At 48.8% G+C, this 20674-nt stretch carries 23 protein-coding genes and 4 pseudogenes; 16 read left to right on the plus strand and 11 right to left on the minus strand.

Features of this window, described 5'->3' with window-relative positions; translation table 11 throughout:
• Window positions 1–377 (minus strand): IS5 family transposase (locus tag DO97_RS00005; protein WP_036530074.1); only part of this gene is annotated, 377 nt, incomplete at its 3' end.
• Window positions 378–528: 151 nt separating this feature from the next.
• Between DO97_RS00005 and DO97_RS24715 the strand changes: the two are divergent.
• Window positions 529–810, plus strand: a pseudogene (locus DO97_RS24715) (transposase); the annotation flags it as partial.
• A gap of 122 nt (window positions 811–932) precedes the next feature.
• Here DO97_RS24715 and glyS read toward each other — a convergent pair.
• Window positions 933–3073: pseudogene (gene glyS, locus DO97_RS30475) on the minus strand (glycine--tRNA ligase subunit beta).
• A gap of 140 nt (window positions 3074–3213) precedes the next feature.
• Between glyS and gloB the strand changes: the two are divergent.
• Window positions 3214–3988, plus strand: a pseudogene (gene gloB / locus DO97_RS30480) (hydroxyacylglutathione hydrolase).
• 193 nt (window positions 3989–4181) lie between these two features.
• On the opposite strand, the gene DO97_RS00025 reads toward gloB, so the two are convergent.
• Complete coding sequence (locus DO97_RS00025) at window positions 4182–4862, minus strand: nitroreductase family protein (protein WP_036530079.1); 681 nt, start codon at window positions 4860–4862, stop codon at window positions 4182–4184.
• 134 nt (window positions 4863–4996) lie between these two features.
• Here DO97_RS00025 and DO97_RS00030 point away from each other — a divergent pair, with 134 nt between their 5' ends.
• The 3 genes from DO97_RS00030 (at window position 4997) to dnaB (ending at window position 7351) form a co-directional block, all read left to right on the plus strand.
• Window positions 4997–5320, plus strand: coding sequence for an ArsR/SmtB family transcription factor (locus DO97_RS00030; RefSeq protein WP_036530083.1), 324 nt, complete (start codon window positions 4997–4999; stop codon window positions 5318–5320).
• 68 nt (window positions 5321–5388) lie between these two features.
• A complete protein-coding gene (gene rplI, locus DO97_RS00035) occupies window positions 5389–5853 on the plus strand; it encodes a 50S ribosomal protein L9 (RefSeq protein WP_036530085.1) in 465 nt (154 codons plus the stop codon).
• A 145-nt stretch (window positions 5854–5998) separates the two neighbouring features.
• Window positions 5999–7351, plus strand: coding sequence for a replicative DNA helicase (gene dnaB, locus DO97_RS00040; RefSeq protein ID WP_036530088.1), 1353 nt, complete (start codon window positions 5999–6001; stop codon window positions 7349–7351).
• A 64-nt stretch (window positions 7352–7415) separates the two neighbouring features.
• Here dnaB and DO97_RS00045 read toward each other — a convergent pair whose 3' ends face one another.
• Window positions 7416–9197: an Rqc2 family fibronectin-binding protein gene (locus DO97_RS00045; protein WP_036530091.1), complete on the minus strand. Its 1782-nt coding sequence runs from the start codon at window positions 9195–9197 to the stop codon at window positions 7416–7418.
• Window positions 9198–9292: 95 nt separating this feature from the next.
• Between DO97_RS00045 and remA the strand changes: the two genes are divergently transcribed.
• The 8 genes from remA (at window position 9293) to DO97_RS29955 (ending at window position 13511) form a co-directional block, all read left to right on the plus strand.
• The gene (gene remA, locus DO97_RS00050; protein WP_036530092.1) at window positions 9293–9565 is read left to right on the plus strand and encodes an extracellular matrix/biofilm regulator RemA; all 273 of its coding nucleotides are present in this window, start codon (window positions 9293–9295) and stop codon (window positions 9563–9565) included.
• Between the two features lie 42 nt (window positions 9566–9607).
• Window positions 9608–10204 (plus strand): guanylate kinase, encoded by a 597-nt coding sequence (gene gmk / locus DO97_RS00055; protein WP_204368398.1) that lies wholly within the window; start codon window positions 9608–9610, stop codon window positions 10202–10204.
• A gap of 284 nt (window positions 10205–10488) precedes the next feature.
• Window positions 10489–10806 carry a slr1957 family protein gene (locus DO97_RS00060; RefSeq protein ID WP_036530325.1) on the plus strand — a complete coding sequence of 106 codons (318 nt, stop codon included), beginning with the start codon at window positions 10489–10491 and terminating at the stop codon, window positions 10804–10806.
• 189 nt (window positions 10807–10995) lie between these two features.
• Window positions 10996–11436: a CPBP family intramembrane glutamic endopeptidase gene (locus DO97_RS00065; protein ID WP_052128179.1), complete on the plus strand. Its 441-nt coding sequence runs from the start codon at window positions 10996–10998 to the stop codon at window positions 11434–11436.
• A 98-nt stretch (window positions 11437–11534) separates the two neighbouring features.
• Window positions 11535–11873: a hypothetical protein gene (locus DO97_RS00070; RefSeq protein ID WP_036530328.1), complete on the plus strand. Its 339-nt coding sequence runs from the start codon at window positions 11535–11537 to the stop codon at window positions 11871–11873.
• Between the two features lie 18 nt (window positions 11874–11891).
• Window positions 11892–12740, plus strand: coding sequence for a DUF6920 family protein (locus tag DO97_RS00075; protein ID WP_036530095.1), 849 nt, complete (start codon window positions 11892–11894; stop codon window positions 12738–12740).
• Window positions 12741–12856: 116 nt separating this feature from the next.
• On the plus strand, window positions 12857–13264 hold the full coding sequence (locus DO97_RS00080; RefSeq protein WP_036530098.1) for a type II toxin-antitoxin system VapC family toxin: 408 nt from the start codon (window positions 12857–12859) through the stop codon (window positions 13262–13264).
• 13 nt (window positions 13265–13277) lie between these two features.
• Window positions 13278–13511 carry a DUF1998 domain-containing protein gene (locus DO97_RS29955; RefSeq protein WP_036530100.1) on the plus strand — a complete coding sequence of 78 codons (234 nt, stop codon included), beginning with the start codon at window positions 13278–13280 and terminating at the stop codon, window positions 13509–13511.
• Window positions 13512–13520: 9 nt separating this feature from the next.
• On the opposite strand, the gene DO97_RS00090 is transcribed toward DO97_RS29955, so the two are convergent.
• The 6 genes from DO97_RS00090 to DO97_RS24730 form a co-directional block, all read right to left on the minus strand.
• Window positions 13521–14132, minus strand: coding sequence for a P-loop NTPase family protein (locus DO97_RS00090; RefSeq protein ID WP_156120364.1), 612 nt, complete (start codon window positions 14130–14132; stop codon window positions 13521–13523).
• A 52-nt stretch (window positions 14133–14184) separates the two neighbouring features.
• Window positions 14185–15474 carry an ATP-binding protein gene (locus tag DO97_RS00095; protein ID WP_036530106.1) on the minus strand — a complete coding sequence of 430 codons (1290 nt, stop codon included), beginning with the start codon at window positions 15472–15474 and terminating at the stop codon, window positions 14185–14187.
• Complete coding sequence (locus DO97_RS24720; RefSeq protein ID WP_204368400.1) at window positions 15471–15770, minus strand: hypothetical protein; 300 nt, start codon at window positions 15768–15770, stop codon at window positions 15471–15473. Before DO97_RS24720 ends, DO97_RS00095 begins: the two co-directional genes overlap by 4 nt.
• 52 nt (window positions 15771–15822) lie before the next feature.
• The gene (locus DO97_RS24725; RefSeq protein WP_204368401.1) at window positions 15823–16020 is read right to left on the minus strand and encodes a hypothetical protein; all 198 of its coding nucleotides are present in this window, start codon (window positions 16018–16020) and stop codon (window positions 15823–15825) included.
• A 267-nt stretch (window positions 16021–16287) separates the two neighbouring features.
• Entirely contained in the window at window positions 16288–17289 is a 1002-nt protein-coding gene (locus DO97_RS00110) for a dsDNA nuclease domain-containing protein (RefSeq protein WP_036530110.1), read from the minus strand.
• A 33-nt stretch (window positions 17290–17322) separates the two neighbouring features.
• Window positions 17323–17712: a hypothetical protein gene (locus tag DO97_RS24730; RefSeq protein ID WP_204368402.1), complete on the minus strand. Its 390-nt coding sequence runs from the start codon at window positions 17710–17712 to the stop codon at window positions 17323–17325.
• Window positions 17713–18099: 387 nt separating this feature from the next.
• Between DO97_RS24730 and DO97_RS00115 the strand changes: the two genes are divergently transcribed.
• The 3 genes from DO97_RS00115 to lgt are packed head-to-tail and all read left to right on the plus strand — an operon-like array spanning window position 18100 to window position 20238.
• On the plus strand, window positions 18100–18936 hold the full coding sequence (locus DO97_RS00115; protein ID WP_052128180.1) for a sulfite exporter TauE/SafE family protein: 837 nt from the start codon (window positions 18100–18102) through the stop codon (window positions 18934–18936).
• A gap of 1 nt (window position 18937) precedes the next feature.
• Window positions 18938–19324, plus strand: coding sequence for a DUF1634 domain-containing protein (locus DO97_RS00120; RefSeq protein ID WP_036530114.1), 387 nt, complete (start codon window positions 18938–18940; stop codon window positions 19322–19324).
• 56 nt (window positions 19325–19380) lie between these two features.
• Window positions 19381–20238, plus strand: a complete 858-nt coding sequence (gene lgt, locus DO97_RS00125; protein ID WP_036530118.1) for a prolipoprotein diacylglyceryl transferase — start codon at window positions 19381–19383, stop codon at window positions 20236–20238.
• Here the strand turns inward: lgt and DO97_RS30485 are convergent.
• Window positions 20229–20658: pseudogene (locus DO97_RS30485) on the minus strand (YidH family protein). The gene lgt and the pseudogene DO97_RS30485 sit on opposite strands and share 10 nt — an antisense overlap.
• Window positions 20659–20674: the final 16 nt, after the last annotated feature.

The raw sequence follows: 20674 nt of genomic DNA on the forward strand, positions 1-20674 counted from the left end.
TGTTTGCCCGCATCGTAGCCCACCGATTGGCTCACTCCAGCGGCACTTTTGACACTTTGACTGTCGATAATCGCTTCCGACGGGCTGCGATGACGCTCCTGTTCAATTCGGGTACACTCTCGCAATCGGTCGTGCATCCGCACCCAGGTTCCATCTTTGCGCCACTGACGAAAGTAGGTGTATACGGTTTGCCATGCCGGAAAATCCCCTGGCAACCCTCGCCATCGCACTCCCTCCACCAAAACATAGAAAATGGCGTTCAGAACATCCCACATATCGACGCTACGAGGACGACCACCGAATTTCGGCTCGGGTATCAAGTCGTTGAGTAGTTCAAATTGGGCTTGAGACAAATTACTGGGGTAAGCTTTACTCATGACGCTCTCTCAGTGCTGTGTACGACATATTCGCAGCTTACACTGAGTGAGCTTTTTTACTCACTAAACGACTTTTAAAACACCCTCTTAGGTGGGGAAGCTGTGGTCTTCGAAGCGAGCGAGCCTGCTACTGAGCATCTCAGCGTTGCATCTCAGCGTTGTCTGGGTAGACCAGGGATTTATTGGAGCCAATTTTGCTCGGGTCGTCAACCAATTAACTGGGGCTGAGGTTGAAGTGATTGGTCGTCATAGCGCTGAATTTGAGATTTTACCCAAACGATGGATGGTGGAGCGAACCTTTGCCTGGTGGAATTCCTGCCGACGTTTGAGTCAGGACTACGAAGTGTTGCCAGAGATGAGCCAGGCTATGTTTTATGGAGTGATGACGAGGCTAATGCTGCGTCGTTTAGCGAAATTACAAGAGCAAACTTAATAATCATTTAGAGACAAGCTCTTAGCTACCTCGTTCGGCACGAGGGGGCGCAGGTTCAGATCCTGTCATCCCGATTCTTAATCTGTGAGGCTTGATCTAGCCAGCCCAATGCCTCGGGAATGCTAACTTTTGACAATGGCACCAAAGTCAGCCAGCATCCGAGCTTGATTTCGCAAAAGACCTAAGAGGTTGAGACGATTGCGCTTAATCGCCGGATCGGAGTCCATCACCAAAACACTATCGGGGCCATCAAAAAAGCTGCTGACGGTGGGGGCGATCGCCGTCAGGGCCGCCACTAGCTGCGAATAATCCCGTTGTCCCTGCATCTGGTGGCACAGTCGAATCAAGTCCTGGTAGAAAGCGTGCTCTGAAGCCTTCTGAAAATGACTTGGATCAACGACAAGGATTGGATCGAGTTGATCAGTGGCTAAATCTCCCTGGGTCGCCAACCGAGAGGAACGATTCACCGTTTCATAAATGTCACTGAGACGACCATCCCGGCGAATCGTCTGTAAAAACTGGGCACGATCGCGGATATCCCCTAAATCCCGCAGCGATCGCTCCGTATACTCGGGATCATTGTCCCCCTGCACCGCGTTGATCAGGTCATAGTCAATGCCCTGTTCTTCCAACAAATTCCGCAGCCGCTGTCCGAAAAATTCCTGGAGCTGCTGCAACAGCGACTCAGGGTGCGCCTTGGGATAGACAGTGGTAAAAATGGCGATCGCTTGTTCTAACAATGCCTGTAGATCGAGGTTGAGATTGGCCGCCCAAATAATGTGGACGATGGCATTGGCAGCTCGACGCAGGGCAAAGGGATCAGACGACCCCGTAGGCACCAGCCCCAGACCAAAGATGCTGACGAGGGTATCCAGTCGATCGGCCAGAGCCACGACCTGACCCACCAGGGTTTGGGGCAATTGATCGATCGCTCCCTTGGGAAGGTAGTGTTCGCGAATGCCGATAGCCACGGCCGGATCTTCTCCACTCTGGAGGGCGTAATTTTCCCCCATGATCCCCTGGAGTTCGGGAAATTCCCCCACCATCTGGGTCACCAGATCTGCTTTACAGAGGCGGGCCGCCCGCAGCATCGGGATACGAGCCGTAGCCGAGACGTGCAGTTGATCGGCAATTAGCCCGACTATTTGCTCAATCCGATCGACCTTCGCCCCCATAGAACCCAGGGCTTCCTGGAAGGTAACAGTTTCCAGTTGGGGCAGGTAACCCTCCAGCGATCGCCCACAATCCGCCTGATAGAAAAAACCGCCCATCCGCCAGTCGAGCCCGAATCACCCGCTCATTCCCCGCGGCAATCACCGCTGCTTTTGCGGGATCTCCATTGGAAATGGTAATGAAATAGGGTAGCAGGTCAGTGGTTTGAGGCTGTTGCCACACGGGAAAGTAGCGCTGATGACTCACCATAGCGGTGGTAATCACCGCCGGGGGCAAGCTGAGAAATTCCGGATCAAACTTACCCACCACCGCCGTCGGCCACTCCACCAACTGCACCACTTCCTGAAGCAGATCGGGATAAATCTCAGCCCAGCCATTCACCTGTTGGGCGGCAGTCTGCACTTGTTGTTGAATTAAAGCTCGGCGGCGATCGGGATCAACCTCTACAAAGCTCTGTCGCAGCACTGTGCTGTAATCGGCTGCCTGGGCGATCGCCACGGGTTGGGGATGCAAGACCCGATGGCCTTGGGAAACCCGGCCACTCTCCAAGGTAATACTGCCATTGTGCAGGGTCAGGGGTAGGACTTCCCCCTCCAGCAACAACACCAACCAGTGAATCGGACGGGAGAATTTCAAATCGCCATCCCCCCAGCGCATCATCCGGGGGGCTTCAATGCCCAGAATCCAGGACTGAGCTAGTTCCGTTAAAACTCTCCCCCGTCGGTCGCCCTGGAATCGTCTGCCTCAGGAAAACAAACTCCCCTTTATCCGTAGTGCGAATTTCCAGATCTTCGACCCGAGCTTGGCGCGATCGGGCAAAACCTGTCGCTGCCTTGGTGGGCTTGCCATCCTTGAAGGCGGCCTGCACCGCTGGCCCTTTGAACTCCGCTGCCTGATCCGATTGACGTTGGGGCAACCCCTCAATGATCACTGCCAGACGGCGGGGGGTGCCATAGACCTTGATGGCCGTTGTCGGGAGATGGTGCTCCGCCAGACTTTGGGGAATCCGCGATCGCCACTGCTCTAGGGCGGTATCTACAAATCTGGCTGGTAATTCTTCAGTCCCAACTTCAAGCAGGAAAGTCGCCATAGCAAATCGGTGTCAAGGGGAGTGGCGGAATCGTTAACCTCAACAGTTTACCGCGCCATCCAACCACCTGGTTTCATAGCGGACAATGGTCTCATGTGCAGCGCCTTCACCTGACGAGTGATCACGAGTCATCCCATCCTATGCAGATTTATCGCCTCTCAGCTTTACAGGACAACTATATTTTCTTGCTCCATGACCCAGAGCAGCACATAGCAGCGGTGGTTGACCCTGCGGTCGCCGATCCTGTTTTACAGCAACTCCTTCACCTCAAAGCCAATCTGGTTGCCATCTTCAACACTCACCACCACTCCGATCATGTGGGCGGCAATCTGCGGCTGAGGCAGCAGTTTCCCCAGCTAGTAGTTTATGGCGGTGTTGAAGATCGGGGACGGATTCCAGGGCAACAGGTTTTTCTCCAAGCCGGCGATCGGGTTCAGTTTGCCGATCGGGAGGCTGAAGTACTGTTTATTCCAGGACATACCCGCGCCCATATTGCCTATTACTTTCCCCCCCGCAACAACCTATGGAACTGGAGAATTATTCTGTGGCGATACCTTGTTTGCAGGGGGCTGTGGGCGATTATTTGAAGGCACACCGACTCAAATGATGACATCCTTGAGTCAAATTCGGGCGTTGCCAGATCAGACCCGAATTTGGTGCGCCCACGAGTACACCTTAAATAACCTCAAGTTTGCCCTCACCGTGGATGGTAATAACCTGGATCTCCAGACTCGATGGGCACAAACGCAACAGCTACGCGATCGCGGAGAAGCGACGATTCCCTCCAGCTTAGGGGTGGAGAAGCAGACCAACCCATTTCTGCGCTGGGATCAATCTGCCTTACAACAGATCACGAAAAGCCATGATCCGATTCAGACCTTTGCTCGATTGCGGGGCATGAAGGATCGATTTTAGCGATCGCAGGAACAGCCGATGTGATGATCACCTCTCCGATGGGCAATAGGCAGCCCCTCAAGATCCCAATTCAGCCGTTAGTGCTCTGTCAACCTTGAGTTGATGGAACAAGCGTTTTAAGGAAGTTATCTAAGGAAGTTATCTGTTGAGGGTTTTCACCCCCTGAAAAAAAACTTGACAGACCAGGAGGGAATTAGGCTTCGTAGGGAGTCCCCACCCGATCGACACAGACATTCGCTGCCAGGGGCAACCGACCTGGATTGTGGCGAGCCTCGGCGGCATAGCCAACCGGCACCAGTACTGCGATTGCTAGGTCGAGATCTGCGGTGGCTCCAATCACCTCTTTGACCTTAGCTTCTACCCAGCCATTCATAAAGCAGGTCGAGAGCCCCAGACTTTCAGCTGCAAGAACCAAATGGGTGGCGGCAATCATGGCATCTTTGATCGCATACTCCCGCGATTGCTCGGCCAGGGTTGTATAAAACTGGGGAATGGCTGTTTTAAAATAGTCCACGGTGGTCTCCGTCCAAGCCCCCGTTGCTCGACCTTGCTGATAAATCGGGGTCAGGTCTTTGCGCCAAGCCGCTGCATCGGCAGCAAAGACAAAAGTAACTGGCGCTTGTAAAATTTGCGTCTGTCCCCAGGCGGCGGCTGACAGACCGGCCTTCTGTGTCTCGTCTTGCACGAGAATAATCCGCCAGTCCTGAAGGTTATAGCTACTGGGTGCCGAGATCGTCAATTCCAACAGCTGCTTCAGTAATTCTGGCTCTAGGGGATCTGGCTTGAAGCTTTTAATCGCTCGCCGCTGGGCGATCGCGGTGGGGACATCTAGGGGGTGTTCGATCAAGTTACGAGGCTGTGATCCTAAGTTCATGAGATCCTCCGATGATGAATGAGATCAAGGCTGCGGACAACATCCCAGACGGCAACTTGCCGGACTACATTAATTCCTTAGTTCAAAGAAATCGAACAACAAAACTATAGTACGAGCCATGCAATAATGCAACCATGCGGCTTTTCTATCATCCCCACCCCCATGATCTTTCCCTCGCCAGTGTGTTGTATGCCCTGGGAGATCCGGTGCGCTTAGAGATTGTGCGGTTACTAGCAACTCAGGGTGAGCAGCCCTGTGCCGCCTTTGACTTCGCGATCGCAAAATCCACCATGTCCCACCACTTCAGAGTCCTGCGAGAAGCCGGAGTCCTGCGCTGTCGTAAGGAAGGAACTCAGCACCTCAATTCCCTGCGGCGGCAAGACCTTGATCAGCGCTTCCCTGGGCTGCTGGATGCGGTTTTGCAATCGGCGACCCCCCGCCGCGATCCCCAACCCTAACTATTTAGGGGGTAGCTGCATATGGTACGATGGATCGTCTGACTTGGTTTTGGGAAGTAAGAAGCGTCATGGCGAAGCGTGTTCAATTAGTCTTAAGTCGGGATGTCAACAAGCTCGGTCGTGCGGGTGATTTAGTTGACGTTGCTCCTGGCTATGCCCGGAATTATTTACTGCCCCAGGGCATGGGGGTAACCGCCACTCCTGGCATTCTGCGGCAGGTAGAGCGGCGGCGTGAAATCGAGCGGCAAAGGCTTTTAGAAGAGAAGCAGCAGGCACTGGCTGTGAAGGCCAAGCTGGAAGCTGTGAGACAGTTCACGGTAAGTAAGCAAGTCGGTGAGAAAGAGGCCATTTTTGGCACGGTTACCGATCGAGAAGTAGCCGCGGTGATTCTAGCTGTCGCGGGTCAAGAGATTGATCGACGTGGCATCACCCTCCCCGACGTTCATCAGTTGGGAACTTACAAGGCTGAGATTAAGCTGCATCCCGAAGTGACGATTGTGGTCGATATCGAAGTGATTGCAGCCACTGAATAACAACGGCTGATGTGCAGTTAGCTCAGGACAGGATAGGTGATCAGAACTCACAGGCCATTGATAACCCAAGATGAACCCAGATAACGCTTGTAGACCCTGGCTTACAATTAGCGCTATCGTCCCTCGCTAACCCGCTATTGCCATTGTGGTTCAAGAACTCAACTTTCAAGCGCTTAGCGATCGCCTCCCCCCTCAGAACATTGATGCTGAGGAGTCTATTTTGGGAGGCATTTTGCTAGATCCAGAGGCCATCAGTCGAGTGATTGATGGTCTTCAGCCCGAAGCCTTTTATTTGACCATTCATCAAGAAATTTATCGGGCAGCCCTGACGCTCCATAACCTTGGGCGACCGACGGATTTAATGGGTGTTGGCACATGGTTACAAGACCACAAGCTCCTAGAAAGGGTGGGTGGTCAGAATAAACTGGCTCAACTGGTCGATCGCACCGTCAGCGCGGTCAATATCGACCAATATGCGGCCTTGGTAATGGACAAATACCTGCGCCGGAAGCTGATTACGGTAGGGACAGAAATTGGGCAGTTGGCCTATGAGTTAAACACCGATCTAGAAAAAGTGCTAGATCAGGCGGAACAGAAGGTGTTTAACATTACCCAATCCCGCCCCCAGCAAGGCCTGACCGCAACCTCGGTGATTCTTGATGCCACCTTCAATGATATTGAGAATCGCTCTTTGGGCATGGTGCTGCCGGGTCTGTCCTGTGGTTTCTATGATCTCGATGCCATGACCCAGGGCTTTCAACGATCGGATCTGATCATTGTTGCCGGTCGTCCATCCATGGGGAAAACCTCCTTCTCCCTAATTGTGGCGCGTAACATTGCGCTCTCTCACAAACTACCCGTTGCCGTCTTTAGCTTAGAAATGTCGAAGGAGCAACTGGTCCAACGCCTGCTTTCCAGCGAATCGCAGATTGAAAGTGGGCGACTGCGAGCCGGACGCATTAGTCAGCAGGAATGGGAACCCTTGGGTCATGCCATCAATAGTCTTTCCCAACTGGTAATTTTTATTGATGACACCCCCAACATCACCGTGACTGAAATGCGCTCTAAAGCCCGACGCCTCCAGGCTGAACAGGGGGGGAAGTTAGGCCTGGTGATGGTGGACTACCTACAACTGATGGAAGGCAGTAGTGATAACCGGGTTCAGGAGTTGTCGAAGGTCACCCGGGGCTTAAAAGCCCTGGCGCGTGAACTTGATGTGCCAATTATTGCCCTCTCTCAGTTGAGTCGGGGAGTCGAGTCGCGGACAAATAAGCGCCCAATGATGTCGGATTTGCGGGAAAGTGGCTCCATTGAGCAGGATGCTGATCTGGTGGTGATGCTGTATCGGGACGAATATTACAATCCGGATACCCCTGATCGCGGGATTGCTGAGGTGATCATCACCAAGCACCGGAATGGCCCTACGGGAACGGTGAAGCTGCTGTTTGAACCTCAATTCACCCGCTTTCGCAATCTGGCCTCTCCTGGTCGAACGTAAGGAGTCATGTCGAATGCTCCGTGATCTGATGCATCTTCAGGCCAACGTGTGACACTTAAAACACCTAGGGGATTGCAGGAGCTTCCTGGGCATAGATGGCTCCCTCCGCAGGCCGCCCCCAACAAATTTGCTCTTTTTGATAGATCGCCATCCCTGGTTTTGCGCCTTTGGGTTTAAAAACATATCGGGGCTGGGTATAGACAACCGGAACCTGCTGACTCTGGCGGGCGCGGCTGTAGTAAGCAGCGAGATCAGCCACAACTTGCAGATCGGTTTCCTCGGCAATTCTTCCAGGTGGGAGGCGCAGCAACACATGACTGCCCGGTATTTCCTGGGTATGAAACCAGAGATCGTAATCACCTGCTAGGCGAAAGGTGAGGTGATCATTCTGGCGATTATTACGCCCCACAAGCACTTCAAACCCACTGGGCGTTTGATAGCGATGGGGGAGACTGCCGTCGATGTCAGCAGCACGATTTTCAGAGAGCGTTTTTTGACCATCGCTCCGGTTCGTGTAGTTGTCAGCTTCTAAATAACCCTGCTGCACCAGTTCTGCGCGAATTTCCTGCAACGCCCATAGATCGCTGACCTGTTGGTACTGTTCCAGTTGAGTGAGGGCTACTTCTACCTGTTGTAGATAGGCAATGTCTGTCTGCACCTGCTGTAACAGCGGTTCCACCGCCACCCGCGCCCGTTTGAGCTTTTGATGTTGTTTATAGAGCCACTGGGCATTTTGCACTGCATTTTTCTCTGGGTTGAGGGGGATGATCATGGGTTCACCCGTTGTGAAATCGGGAAGGGCGATCGCCCGCAGTCCCGGTTGCCAGTGCTGGAGATGGGCCATCAATAAATCAGCCCAGTGACGCCATGCCTCCGCTTGGGCGGATTGCTGGAGCCGGATCTCGAAAGTCGCCGCCTTTTGCTGGAGTTTGCCCAGGACATGACTGACCTTTTGAAAGAGTTGATGCCGGAGTTGTTGAAAGTCCTGTCGATGGAGCTGATTGCTGTAATAACGGTTAAGCAGTTCCTGGATAGTCTCACTCGGTACCATCTCTCCCCAACCCAAAACCGTATAACCCTGAGCTGTCCATCCCGGTTGAAACTTATGGGTTATCAAGATGTCAAGCCAAGCTTGCCACCGCTGATACAACCGCTGCCAGTCGGCTGCATTCAAGCTTGCTGTGGATCGCTCTAGTTGCAATTCAGCGGTTTGTACCAGGGAGGCCACCAAGACCTTACTCAGGCCGCGATAACTCTTGAGCAGGCTGGGTGCCAAAGCTCCTGGAATCAGACTGATGCGATCTTGCCAGGATGCCAGGGACTCGGTGGGGGTGGGGATGGCATCGGTGAGAGCCGGAGGAGCCTCATAGGGTTGACCCGTTTGAATCGGACGGATACTCGATTGTTGGGGATTGACCTGGTGAGCAGCAGTAATAATCAGTTGATCCGCATTCGTAAGCACAAGGTTGCTGTACTTGCCCATGATTTCAATGTACAGATGCCAGAGAGCTGGTTCGTCCGGACGGTGGGCAAACTGGAGATCAAAGACGCGCTCCCAGGGGGCGATCGCGTCGAGAGATATCAAAGCCAACCCCTGTAACTGATGACGTAGTTGCTGACTAAAGGTAAAGGTATCGGGGGCACGGGGGGGCGGATCGGCCATACAGATGCGAGCAGCCTGGGGATGCCAGGACAGGGTCAGCCAACCCCGACGGTTCAGGGTACGGAGAGCCAAGCATACGGTGTGGCGATCGCGCTGGCACACTTGTTCTAAACGAGCCGGAAGCCAATCGGTTTGGAGTTCCCAACAGGCTGCTGCTAGGGTTGTATAGTCCACAGGTTGCATCGCCAAGACCCCAGAGGCACATCAGATCCAGAATAGTCGGTCAGCGGCTGCGCTTGGGGGATGGTATTCCCTGATCACGAGGATGGAAACAGCACATGTCCGATGGTATCAAATTGATCAACATTGGCTTTGGGAATATTGTTGCCGCCAATCGGGTGATTGCCATCGTTAGCCCCGATTCCGCCCCGATTCGACGGATTGTGACCGATGCCCGCGATCGCGGGCAGTTGGTTGATGCCACCTACGGTCGCCGCACTCGGGCGGTGATCATCACCGACTCCAGTCATGTGATTCTCTCTGCGATCCAGCCAGAAACCGTCGCCCATCGCTTTATGTCTAACCGGGATGGCCATGGCGAGGAGACCTAATGCCTTTATGATCTGAGCAGTAGGGCTTGGAAGGGCATCATCGTGAGTCAGCAACCCGGCAAATTGATTGTCTTGACAGGGCCAAGTGGGGTTGGGAAGGGAACGCTACTGAAACTGCTACTCCAGCGTCACCCCGAGGTTTATCTGTCGATTTCAGCCACCACCCGCCCCCCGCGTCCCCATGAGATCGATGGGCAGCATTATTACTTTGTCAGCCACGAGCAGTTTAAGCAGATGGTTGCCCAAGGGGATCTACTGGAGTGGGCCGAATTTGCTGGCAATTGCTATGGCACCCCTCGCTTACCCGTGGAACAGCGGATTCAGCAGGGACAGTGGGTGATTCTGGAAATCGAACTCCAGGGAGCACGACAAATTCAACAAACCTTTCCGGAAGCCCTAAGAGTCTTTATTTTGCCCCCTTCCTTAGCAGAGCTAGAAAAACGCATTCGCGATCGCGCCCAGGATAGTGAAGCCGCCATTATCCGCCGTCTGCAACGAGCAGCGGAAGAAATTGCCGCCGCCGATGAGTTCGATCTGCAAGTGGTGAATGATCAGCTCCAAACCACCCTGACTTGGTTGGAAGCGGCATTGTTTTTGTCCCAGGAGACTGCCAGTAGGCTCCCAACCTCTCGACGCTGATCTCAAATTCCTATAGGGACATCGCATCCAGCCTCCTGAGAGCCTGGGTTTGTTACTTACCGATACATTTTCTGTAAAATTTGGTTTCTTTTCCACAGAGCGCAGAATCCGTCTGTTAGTCTTTTACAAAATTAGCAATTGATTTGCTCTCAGCAGCTATTACTTTCCCACAGGGGTTGCTATCTAGGGGGTTTGAAGCACCCAGCTCTATTGCTTATTCATTAAGCAATAGTACTCACTACAAGCGAATGAGTCCCCACAGTTCATATCAAACAGGCCAGACTATGAAAAAGTTTTCAGAACAATGGATTCGAGAGTGGTGTGATGACAATGGATGGACCGATCTATTCATTGAGCATTGTCATTACTGGGCGTTTCCTCCCGGTGCGGTCATGCCCATGCCGCTTCCGGGCACTGTTTTGAAAACGATTAAAGACCAAAAGGGTTGGTGCTTAGAAGAAAAAATCTGGGTAGGTGCCGCGATCGCAACAACCCTGATCGGTTCAACATTAACCTATGTTCTGGCATCCCCGATGCCGCTGATTGCAGCCTTCACCTTTTGTGCTGTTGTTGTGGGTCGCATGGAAGTGGAAGAACTGTAAGGTGCAGTTACTCAAGAGTTGTCTTGATAGCTGATTGGACAACGGTATTGAGAAATCAAGCATGGGCTAACTGCTGCAATACAGTAGTTGCCTCACGGAGTATAGTGTTTCTCACGTACACGCAGTACATTTTGGCGTGAACTACCCCGCCCACAAGGGCCTGTTGGTATTCTTCGCCTTGGCGTTTGCTTGTTCGAGGAGTTCGGCTGGCGGGGCTATATGCTACCGCACTTGGCAAAACAATACAGCTTGAGAACAGCATTGCTGCTTCATGCATTTGTTTGGTGGGCATGGCATTTGCCTGTGCTTGTGAGCATGTGCATGACTGAAAAGCTAACTGATAATATCGGCCTTTCAATCACTATTACGCTGGTAGTCAGTCTAATTCCTAGCGTGATGCACGCAATTGTTTATGCCTATATTTGGACTGTGACGCAGAGCCTTGCTGTTGTCACTGTTTATCACGCTGCCTTTGATGAGACTCGAGATGAGATCGAGGTTTCGATCGGGTTTGGCTCTTTGGTTGCAATCTGGCAGATGCTGACGTTGACAATATTTGGCGGATTAATATTGTGGAAGGGTAATTGGCAGTATTTAGCTGCAAGGAGAATAAGAGCAAGTCATCCTTGAATTTTGGGATCAAAGAAGATTTCGGATTACTCATCGTAGAAATGCTCAGAACGGGTTCTATCCTTTGGCGAAATTTAACGCCAAAAATGGGAAAGTACATGAACGGCGAAACTAAACTGACTTTGATTAAAAGTATTCATACGTTGATCTGGATATTCTTCAATGTTGTGATTTTCTATATGCTGTATGCCGCGATCGCCCATAAACTCGATAGCTGGCTCTGGATCGGGTATGGATTTGTATTTTTAGAGGGACTAATCCTCCTAACTTTTAACTCCCACTGCCCCTTAAACCTGCTGGCTCGAAAATACACAAACTCCCCAAAGGACAATTTCGATATTTATCTTCCAGCTTGGCTAGCCAAGTACACGAAGCGAATCTACACGACTCTCTTCGTGATCATTATCATCATCACTCTCTATCAAATTCTGAATTAACAACCATAGGTCAGTATCATGTGGATTCAATGGATTGTAATGATTGGTGTTTTAATCATCGTCTGCCTTGGAATTGCTGCTATTTATGGTCGCTATCGCTGGCAGTTAGAGACAGATCAGTTACGCACCAAATTAAAAGGTGGACGGCAAACCATGCAGCCAAAAATCTTCAATCCAAAAGAGCTTGAAGGTTTGCCAGCTCCGGTGCAACGCTTCTTTCAAACAGTTCTCAAGGAGGGGCAGCCGATCGTAGCTGCGGTCAAACTTTCTCAACAGGGACAGTTCAATATGAGTGAAACAGAATCCAAATGGAGTCCGTTTACTGCCACTCAACTTGTGATGACTCAACAGCTCGGTTTTGATTGGGATGCACGCATCCAGATGGCTCCAGGAGTGAATGCGTTTGTCCATGATACCTATCTTTTAGGAGAAGGCAGCTTACATGCATCATTACTCGGTCTTTTCACCGTTGCAAACATGCACGGTGAGCCTGAGAACAATCAAGGTGAATTATTGCGGTTCTTTGCAGAAACTACTTGGTATCCCACTGCCCTACTACCGAGTCAGGGTGTGCGCTGGGAAGCGATTGATGATAATTCTGCTCGCGCTACTTTGACGGATGGGGCAACCACTGTTTCCCTGGTGTTTCAGTTTAATGCTGAAGGAACTATCTCGACGATGCGGGCTGAGGCTCGGTATCGCGACAAGCTGACTGCGATGCCTTGGAGCGGTCGATTCTGGGAATATTCTATTCGCGATGGGATGCTGATTCCCTTAGAAGGCGAAGTGGGATGGGAGTATCCAGAAGGAATTCGGCTTTATTTTAAAGGAAAAATTACGGAGATTCACTATGAGTTCGTATCGTGATAGGGCGATCGCTAGAACAGTTCTATGGTATCTGTGCAGATGACCCCATTATTCTGGATGATCTAGGAATTTCAGAGAGCCTGGATGATGACCTTGCTGGAGCGTTTGACTAGAGAATGCGCTACCTGCTCGATACGAATGTTTGTGTGATGTATTTGAATGGTCGTTCGGACTCAGTGCGCGATCGCTTGCATTCTATCTCCCTTGAAGAGATGGCTGTATGTTCGATTGTCAAAGCTGAATTATTCCACGGTGCCATGCGGAGCAACAACCCAACCCGAACGTTGGAACGGCAGCAGATTTTTTTGGCAAGCTTTGCATCACTTTCATTTGATGATGAAGCTGCGATTGTTTGTGGGCAAATTCGGGCGCGTCATGCTAGTGTAAAAACTCCGATCAGTGCCTGTGATTTGCTCATTGCCGCGATCTCCCTGGCAAATAACCTCACTCTGGTCACTCATAACACGCGAGAGTTTAGACGAGTGGATGGGTTGCAGGTTGAGGATTGGGAGGTTGAGGCGTGAGAGATCGCTCCAAATGTTCGCCAGGGTTGACCCTAGAGAAGTGAACTTTTCGGTGGTTAAGGAGGAAGGCGATCGTAACCAGTACGCAGGCTATTTCTACGACACCAGCGACGGCGGAAATGGGGCTTCTGAAGCCGTGTTCAAACATATAGCTGAACTTGCGAGTACGGCTGCTGCGTTGGCGAAGCCTCCCGGAACGAGAATCGCCCGATTTTCAGAAGGATTAAGTGTGCTAGTGACTCTTTAAAGCAGGTCGTTAAGCACCCCGGTAATAGGATATAAGCGGTGGATGTTCTGCTTCATCAGGAGTCATGTATCGCTCGTAAACTGCAACCTCATATTCACCTGGGGGAAAATACTCCTTATCAACAAGGATAAATTGAGTATCCGACAACGAAGTCTCAGCTAATGTGTAGAGATAGTTATAGAAAGAGTTAAAAATGTCTCGATTGACATCTTCCCCAATATTTTTCATTGGAGTATCGATAATAATAAAATTTGGTAAAGGTAAGCCATTATCTGCTGCTACAGCGTGTAATGCAAGTGCGTAACAGACTTTGAGAAGAGTCTTTTTCCCACCACTACCTGCGTTTGAGAAATACCATTTTAGTGCTTCATCTCCATTAGATAAGATCCAGGGTATCCAAGTCTTTCGATTGATTTCAACTTTGTCACTTTGATAAATGCCTGGAACATGTGTGTTCAATAATGATTCTAGATAAGCTTTTTCTATATCCTGAATATTTTGATCAGCGTTGGTTAGGCTATCCTTTTCCTGTTGAATTTGTTCTTCAAGCTCAGACTCGGAAACTGCTAATTCATGCACCTCACGTTCTAGCTCAGAAAGACCAGCAATCATGTCAGCCATCCTCTGAAGCCCTCGAACTCTTTCCTCAAGCGTCGCGAGACATCTCTCCATCTCACGAGATCTTGCCAAAAAAAGCTGAATCATAAGTTGCTAGTTCTCGCTCAAGTCTTATATCAAGCTGAGCTTTCTCTTGTTTTAGTCTCTCAATTCTTCTTGTTTGATTACCGACGGCTTTTTTATGCCCTGAGATAGCTTCATCAAGTTCTATGATTCTGGAAATCAGATCTTGCTTGACAACTTCATTTTTCAATGACGTTTGTTCGTTATTCTGGGCAGGATGCCTTCCACACAAGTAGCATGAACCTTCTTCCGAATAGCTCGGATTATCAATTCTTGTGCCGCAAGATGGACAGGATTCAAAAGACACGCCCGATAGCAGTGTTACTGCTGAATTGGCTCTTGCAACTTTTAGCTTTGCAGATAAAAGCTCTGCTTTGAGTGATTCTTGTTCAGTAATTTTTTCATGTAAATCTGCTAATGCTTGTTCCTCTTGATCAAGTTCATTACTTAATTTTCGTAAGGATTGTCGTAGCTCATCCACAAAATGTGTATCAGACTTATATCCTTGTCTAATAGAAGTCTCCTCTGAGCGAGCTTCACTAAGCTCCAGTTGAGCTTGATCCATCTCATTAGCAATATCAGTTTCAGAAGCATATCCAAATCTTTGTAGAAAGAGCCTAATCTGTTTAATTGCCTCTCTCTTTCCAATCTTCTGCTCCTTGATTTCAGCAAGATGGGTTTCCAGTTCGTTTAATCTTTCAGTGTAATACCCCACAATAAAGCGCATTACATTGCGGCTTTTGGACAAGATGATTGGCTCTTCTAGTCTATAAAAAGAAGAATCAAGATTATCCTGGTCTAAATAGCAATACCAAAGAATATCTCGAAAACTAAGTCGTACAAGTGGGGAATTAGGACTTATCTGATTCTTCCGAACTCTAAGAATTGGTGAACCCGCAAGGTAAAATATTAAATCACTTAGATAGAATATGTCTGTTCCCCAAATTGGGGATTGATTAGAACCTGATTGAATCGGCACTAATACAGTTCCAGAGTCATTATCTCCTCTCCAAGTTACTTGAACTTGGTTAGAACCCTGGGCTTCACGCTCAAAGACTACATTGTTAGTACCGATCTGCGCTGCAAGTTCAACTCCAACTAATTCTTGCTGAATTGCGGGAGTGCGTTCTAGATCTCCGCCCAGACAAAAATCAATTAGTCTAACAATCGACGACTTACCCGCAGATATCTTTCCGTGAAAGAAGGAAACCTGCGGTGAAAATTCAATTACCTCCCTGGATTGTTTGCATTGAAGGGTTAAGGATTTGAAGTGAATTTTCATTGTTCAATCTCCTCGCCAAGGCGTAGAGTTACAATTTCAGGGAAGGTCGCATAGATAAACTTCATCAAGCGGGTAGGTGCCCAATCGAAGTGTTTCTTGAGTAAGCGAGAGCGATTAGCCAGATCGCTATAAGCATTATCTTCTGCTAGCTGCTTTGCAACATCCAGTCCTGTATCAGTCAAACCGATATGGATCGTCCGACCGCGAACCTCTACCGTGACTAAGCCCTTGGCTGCCAAAAGATTGATAAACCGTCGATATCTAAAATCCCAGGGACCATAACGATATCGCACCATGCTAGACTCTACACTTTTGCGCTCATGTTCAGCAACGTTTGCTTCTGCTGAATCAGTACTGCATGCCCTTAAAGCACGTTCCAGAAAAACCGGATAGCGCAACAAAAAAATCTAGCTTGGCGAGCTTTGTTAGTCCATTGATGGTCTTGCTGCCATTACGCCCTGCAAAAATGCCAAGCAGGACGAGTAACCGTCCCTCATGTAGTTCATCATTTTCTTCCAAGTCTGCCAGTGTATAGAAGAGATTCATATCATCTCCTCCGTTAGAATCTCAAATTCTGGACTCCACCACACCAGACACTCTTCAGTTAAAATTCCAGCGATGCCGCATAGATGTTCGTAAGTGCATTCAAAAAATTGCTGCCTATCTCGATTGTAGCGATCTCGCAGACGCTTTCTTAATTCCTTCAGCATATCTGAGCCAAAGGGCATAGACTCTGTGTACACATCATCATGTGCTTCTTGGCATTCTGTCCAAATTATGTTGCGGAGATGTTGATATTGGGAGTCTGCCTTTTTAGATACCATGCTTAAAAAGCCATTGATTGAGAAGATACTCAGCCGAAAACTTATGGCTTTTTGCAAGTTCAATATTAGCGACTGAAAGATCGCCAGCAATCATTTTCAACTCCATTTTCCGCATCCCACTTGGCAACTTTGATAGGGGTGGGTGATCATAGGTTGTCAGTAGAACTGTAGATCGTGAATCTAATACTGCTGAGCCATCGAGATTTACTAACTCAAGAATTCGCTCTATTGTGATCTTCTTACCTTGAATTGTAAGGTTTGTTCGTTCATGCTCTGAGTCTTTAAGTAGTACAAGGTATTCTTCCCGTGGAGATGATTTGGGTAGAGCGGCAGCTTTCAACATAGCTCCGATCAGCGCATCCTCTATCTTCAAAACTTGTTGGGGAGAGAAATTTTTTACTTGAGGACAACACGCTAGTGCTCGAAATAGTCTAGAGCCAACGTCTTTAAGCCCTGGTGCATCTTCTTCCAAATACACTTTCCCTAGAGTTCTAACAATTAAAGAATTATCTCCCTTGGATATCTTCGTGAGTTTTTTCAGGAGTTGTGATAGATAGCTATTGGAGAGAGTTTCTTCTAGACTACTTTCTGAAACAATTTCCAGTAAATACGGCAAATTGCTACTATTCTTCCTTTCTCGCCAAAACCCACAACTAGCCGCAATGACATATCGATCAAAATCCTCTGGGAAGTCTCTTTCAAGCTGGATAAAGCGGTTGAGAGAATTTATTATTTCTTCATCATTAGTTTTGAAAGAATCTTTTCCCACAGCCCTAGTTTTAATTTGGATGCCAATGAACCGACCATCGGTACGCTTGACTAGAACATCCTCCCAATGTTCGCAGAAAATGTAAGCAACTTCAGGCTCTTCCTCTAGCATTGCTAAGGATTTCAGTGCGGCATAGGTTGCTTGGTAGCGAAAGCGACTTTGGGTGTCATCACCTGGGTCGTCTCTATCTAGCAAATGTTCGGGCGTACCTGATTTACTCATCCGAATCTCAGGGTGCTCACTTTAAATCATTCATTACAGGATAACCCTAGAATAACTACTTCCTAAAATAAGTGTCCATTTGTCCACCGAGCGCTGGCGAAGCCCCTCTCCCGGAGGTTCGCCCCGTCGTTTGATTTTGATCAGCACTTCTTTTTCACCAATATTTTTCGTCCTTTCCAACGAGTTAGAATCGTGGATTTGCCAATAAAGGCACGGAGCAGGTCTGCTTGAATAAATGATGAGAAGGTGCCTGCGGCAGTCGTTAGGATACCAGAGATTGTTTTTTCCAGCGTCCTTCGCACTGAGGAACTGTACAAAAGAGGTGGCGACCCATTCATCCAATTGTGTTGAATGGCTGCTATTATCATCAGGCTGATGAGTCAAATGAAACAACATACCAAGATAATAAACGTTTGACAGCAATTCTAACGACTAAAGGGTAAGAACTAGAATGGCCATTTGGACACTTTTGAGGAGGGACGTACCATGCATTTGAAGCCCTGGACAAAACCTTGGCTCTTGCAGACGACCCTGATTATTTCCCTAATGTGAGACTTAAACACCGTTGGTGGTCACATAATCCTTTTTGCATTTCAAAAACCCCTTTATAGTGCCCTAATTTATCAATAGGTTTAAACTATTGTTCTTATAGATAATAGTGTTTGATTTTATCGAAACCTAGATATAGAGTCTGAAAATAGTAGGCATACTATTAAACTACCGACTGGTTATTCCTTTTAAGGTCAATTAGTTTTTTGTCGGGAAGCCACTGTATGCACAAATAGATAGTTTTACCAGAAGCACATCCCCATGAACATTCTGGAGTTTACCCTGGTCGTTGGTACAGTTTCTTCCCTAGCTGGATTTCTAGGTGCATTAACGGGACTGGGTGGCGGTACAGTGCTCGTGCCAATCTTGACGCTCATGTTTGGGATTGACATTCGCTATGCGATTGGAGCCTCGCTCATTTCGGTAATCGCTACCTCCTCCGGCGCTGCTGCTGCTTATGTAAAAGAAGGATTCACAAATATTCGGGTAGGGATGCTTTTAGAAGTGGCGACGACGGTTGGGGCACTCATCGGGGCTTTCCTGGCAACGAAGCTACCAACTTCATGGATTGCAATCGTTTTCGGCATGGTTCTCCTGATTTCATCTTACTTGTCGAGTCGATCGCATTTGGATAAGCAGATCGATAGTGTTCCTGATCCAATAGCAACTCGCCTCAGATTGAATGGGAGTTACCCAACCCCAGAAGGACAACAGACTTACTTTGTGCAGCATGTTCCGCTCGGGTTTAGCCTAATGATGTTGGCGGGAACCCTATCGAGTTTGCTGGGTATTGGTTCTGGTGCAGTCAAAGTATTAGCAATGGATCAGGCAATGCTCCTACCGTTTAAAGTATCTACCACCACCAGTAACTTTATGATTGGAGTGACAGCGGCGGCTGGAGCAGGGGTTTATCTCAATCGCGGGTACATTGATCCTGGTTTATCCATGCCGGTCATGCTAGGGGTGCTATTGGGGTCAGCGGTAGGAGCAAGAACTCTGATTCATACTAATCCCAGTACGCTCCGTAAAGTTTTCAGTGTAATTATTTTGCTTTTGGCAATTCAGATGATTGTCAATGGGATTACCGGGAGAATTTAAGATGGCAAGGGCACAGCAACAATGGACTGAGCATGAATTTGAACAATGGCTTGGCAATCTTCTCCGAGGTGGGGTCGTCTTGTCAGCAGGGATTGTTGCAGTTGGAGGCGCTTTATACCTGATGCGTCATGGCATGGAACCACCCAGTTATCGGGTGTTTCGAGGCGAACCCGCCGAATTTCGAGTTCTACCAGAGATTATCGAGACTGGACTGACTTTCCATCGGCGACGTAGCTTGATCCAGATTGGCTTGCTAGTTTTGATTGCGACCCCGATTCTGCGGGTGGCTTTTTCTGGCTATATGTTTGCAAAGCAGGGCGATCGCACCTACGTCATCATCACGTTTATTGTTCTCACAATTCTGCTCTACAGCCTTTTTCAAAGTTAGTTATCATTCAACCTGTGCAAACTACCCAAGAAAGGTAGAAGTTACTTCTAGAACACATGCTGACCTACCCTGAACTTAGCCCGATCGCCCTCAAGCTAGGACCTCTTACCATTCACTGGTATGGGCTGATGTATCTGCTTGGCTTTCTAAGTGGATGGGTGTTGCTGCAAGTTCGCATCAAGTCCCTCAAATTAAACTGGACAGTCGATCAATTGAGCGATTTGGTCATCTATTTAATACTGGGCGTAGTTTTTGGTGGGCGATTGGGGTATGTGCTGTTTTATGATTTCCTCGTCTATCTTCAACATCCATTGAAAGCTTTGGCAATTTGGGATGGTGGGATGTCGTTTCATGGCGGGTTGATCGGGGTCATTGTTGCGATCTCTCTTTATGGACGCAAAAATCAACGCAAGTTTTTTGAGATTGCAGATTTTATTGTACCTGTGGTGCCGATTGGGTTAGGAACAGGACGCATTGGTAACTTCATTAACGGAGAATTATGGGGAAAGGTTGCTAATTTACCCTGGGCAATGCAACTTCCCTGCGCTGATTCTCGCTTTGTGCGCTACTGCAACGGTGCAACGACAGGATATAGCCTTCCCAAACATCCCTCTCAACTGTACGAGTTTTTTCTAGAGGGTATTGTTTTATTCACGGTGCTATGGTGTTTCTCTCATAAGCCTCGACCAAGAATGGCAGTATCAGGGCTGTTTGCCTTACTGTACGGAGTCTTCAGATTTATAGTTGAGTTCGTTCGCTTGCCGGATGTTCAACTGGGTTATTTGGCGTTTGGATGGCTCACAATGGGTCAGGTGCTATCGCTCCCTTTAATTTTGATAGGAATGTTACTTCTTGGTCTTGCCTATAGTCGTAAAAACAACAGATTAAGGCAGACATCAACAAGTCAAAATTGAGAGTTTTTGGATGTTGGATTAGGAGCGTTATTGACACGATCTCGCCACAAAACTAAAGGAACACTGAGTGCCCCTAAAACCATAACGACTCCTGTTAGTAACCAAATCAAAATACGATTCGGGTGATAGTCTTCTCGCTCAATTTGCCAAAAGACTTGATTATAACGCCATGCAGCTAAAGCGATGACAACAATTCCAAACACAACCAGACTGACCCCTAGCGTTTCAGAGTTAAAAAACGGGACGCTGTGCAGGTTCTTGTTGAGTCACTGTCGCTTGCAACTGGCGGAGAAAGATACTGAAACGAGCGATCACAAACCCAAACCCAATTAACGCAAGCGACGTTCGCAGCCACGCCAGAAATGTCCGTTCATTGGCTTGATGCTCTCGAATGCGATCGATTTTAGAGCGCCTGGTCATGAGATCACTTAGCAAT

Origin of the sequence: Neosynechococcus sphagnicola sy1 (genome assembly GCF_000775285.1) — a bacterium.
GTDB lineage: Bacteria > Cyanobacteriota > Cyanobacteriia > Neosynechococcales > Neosynechococcaceae > Neosynechococcus > Neosynechococcus sphagnicola.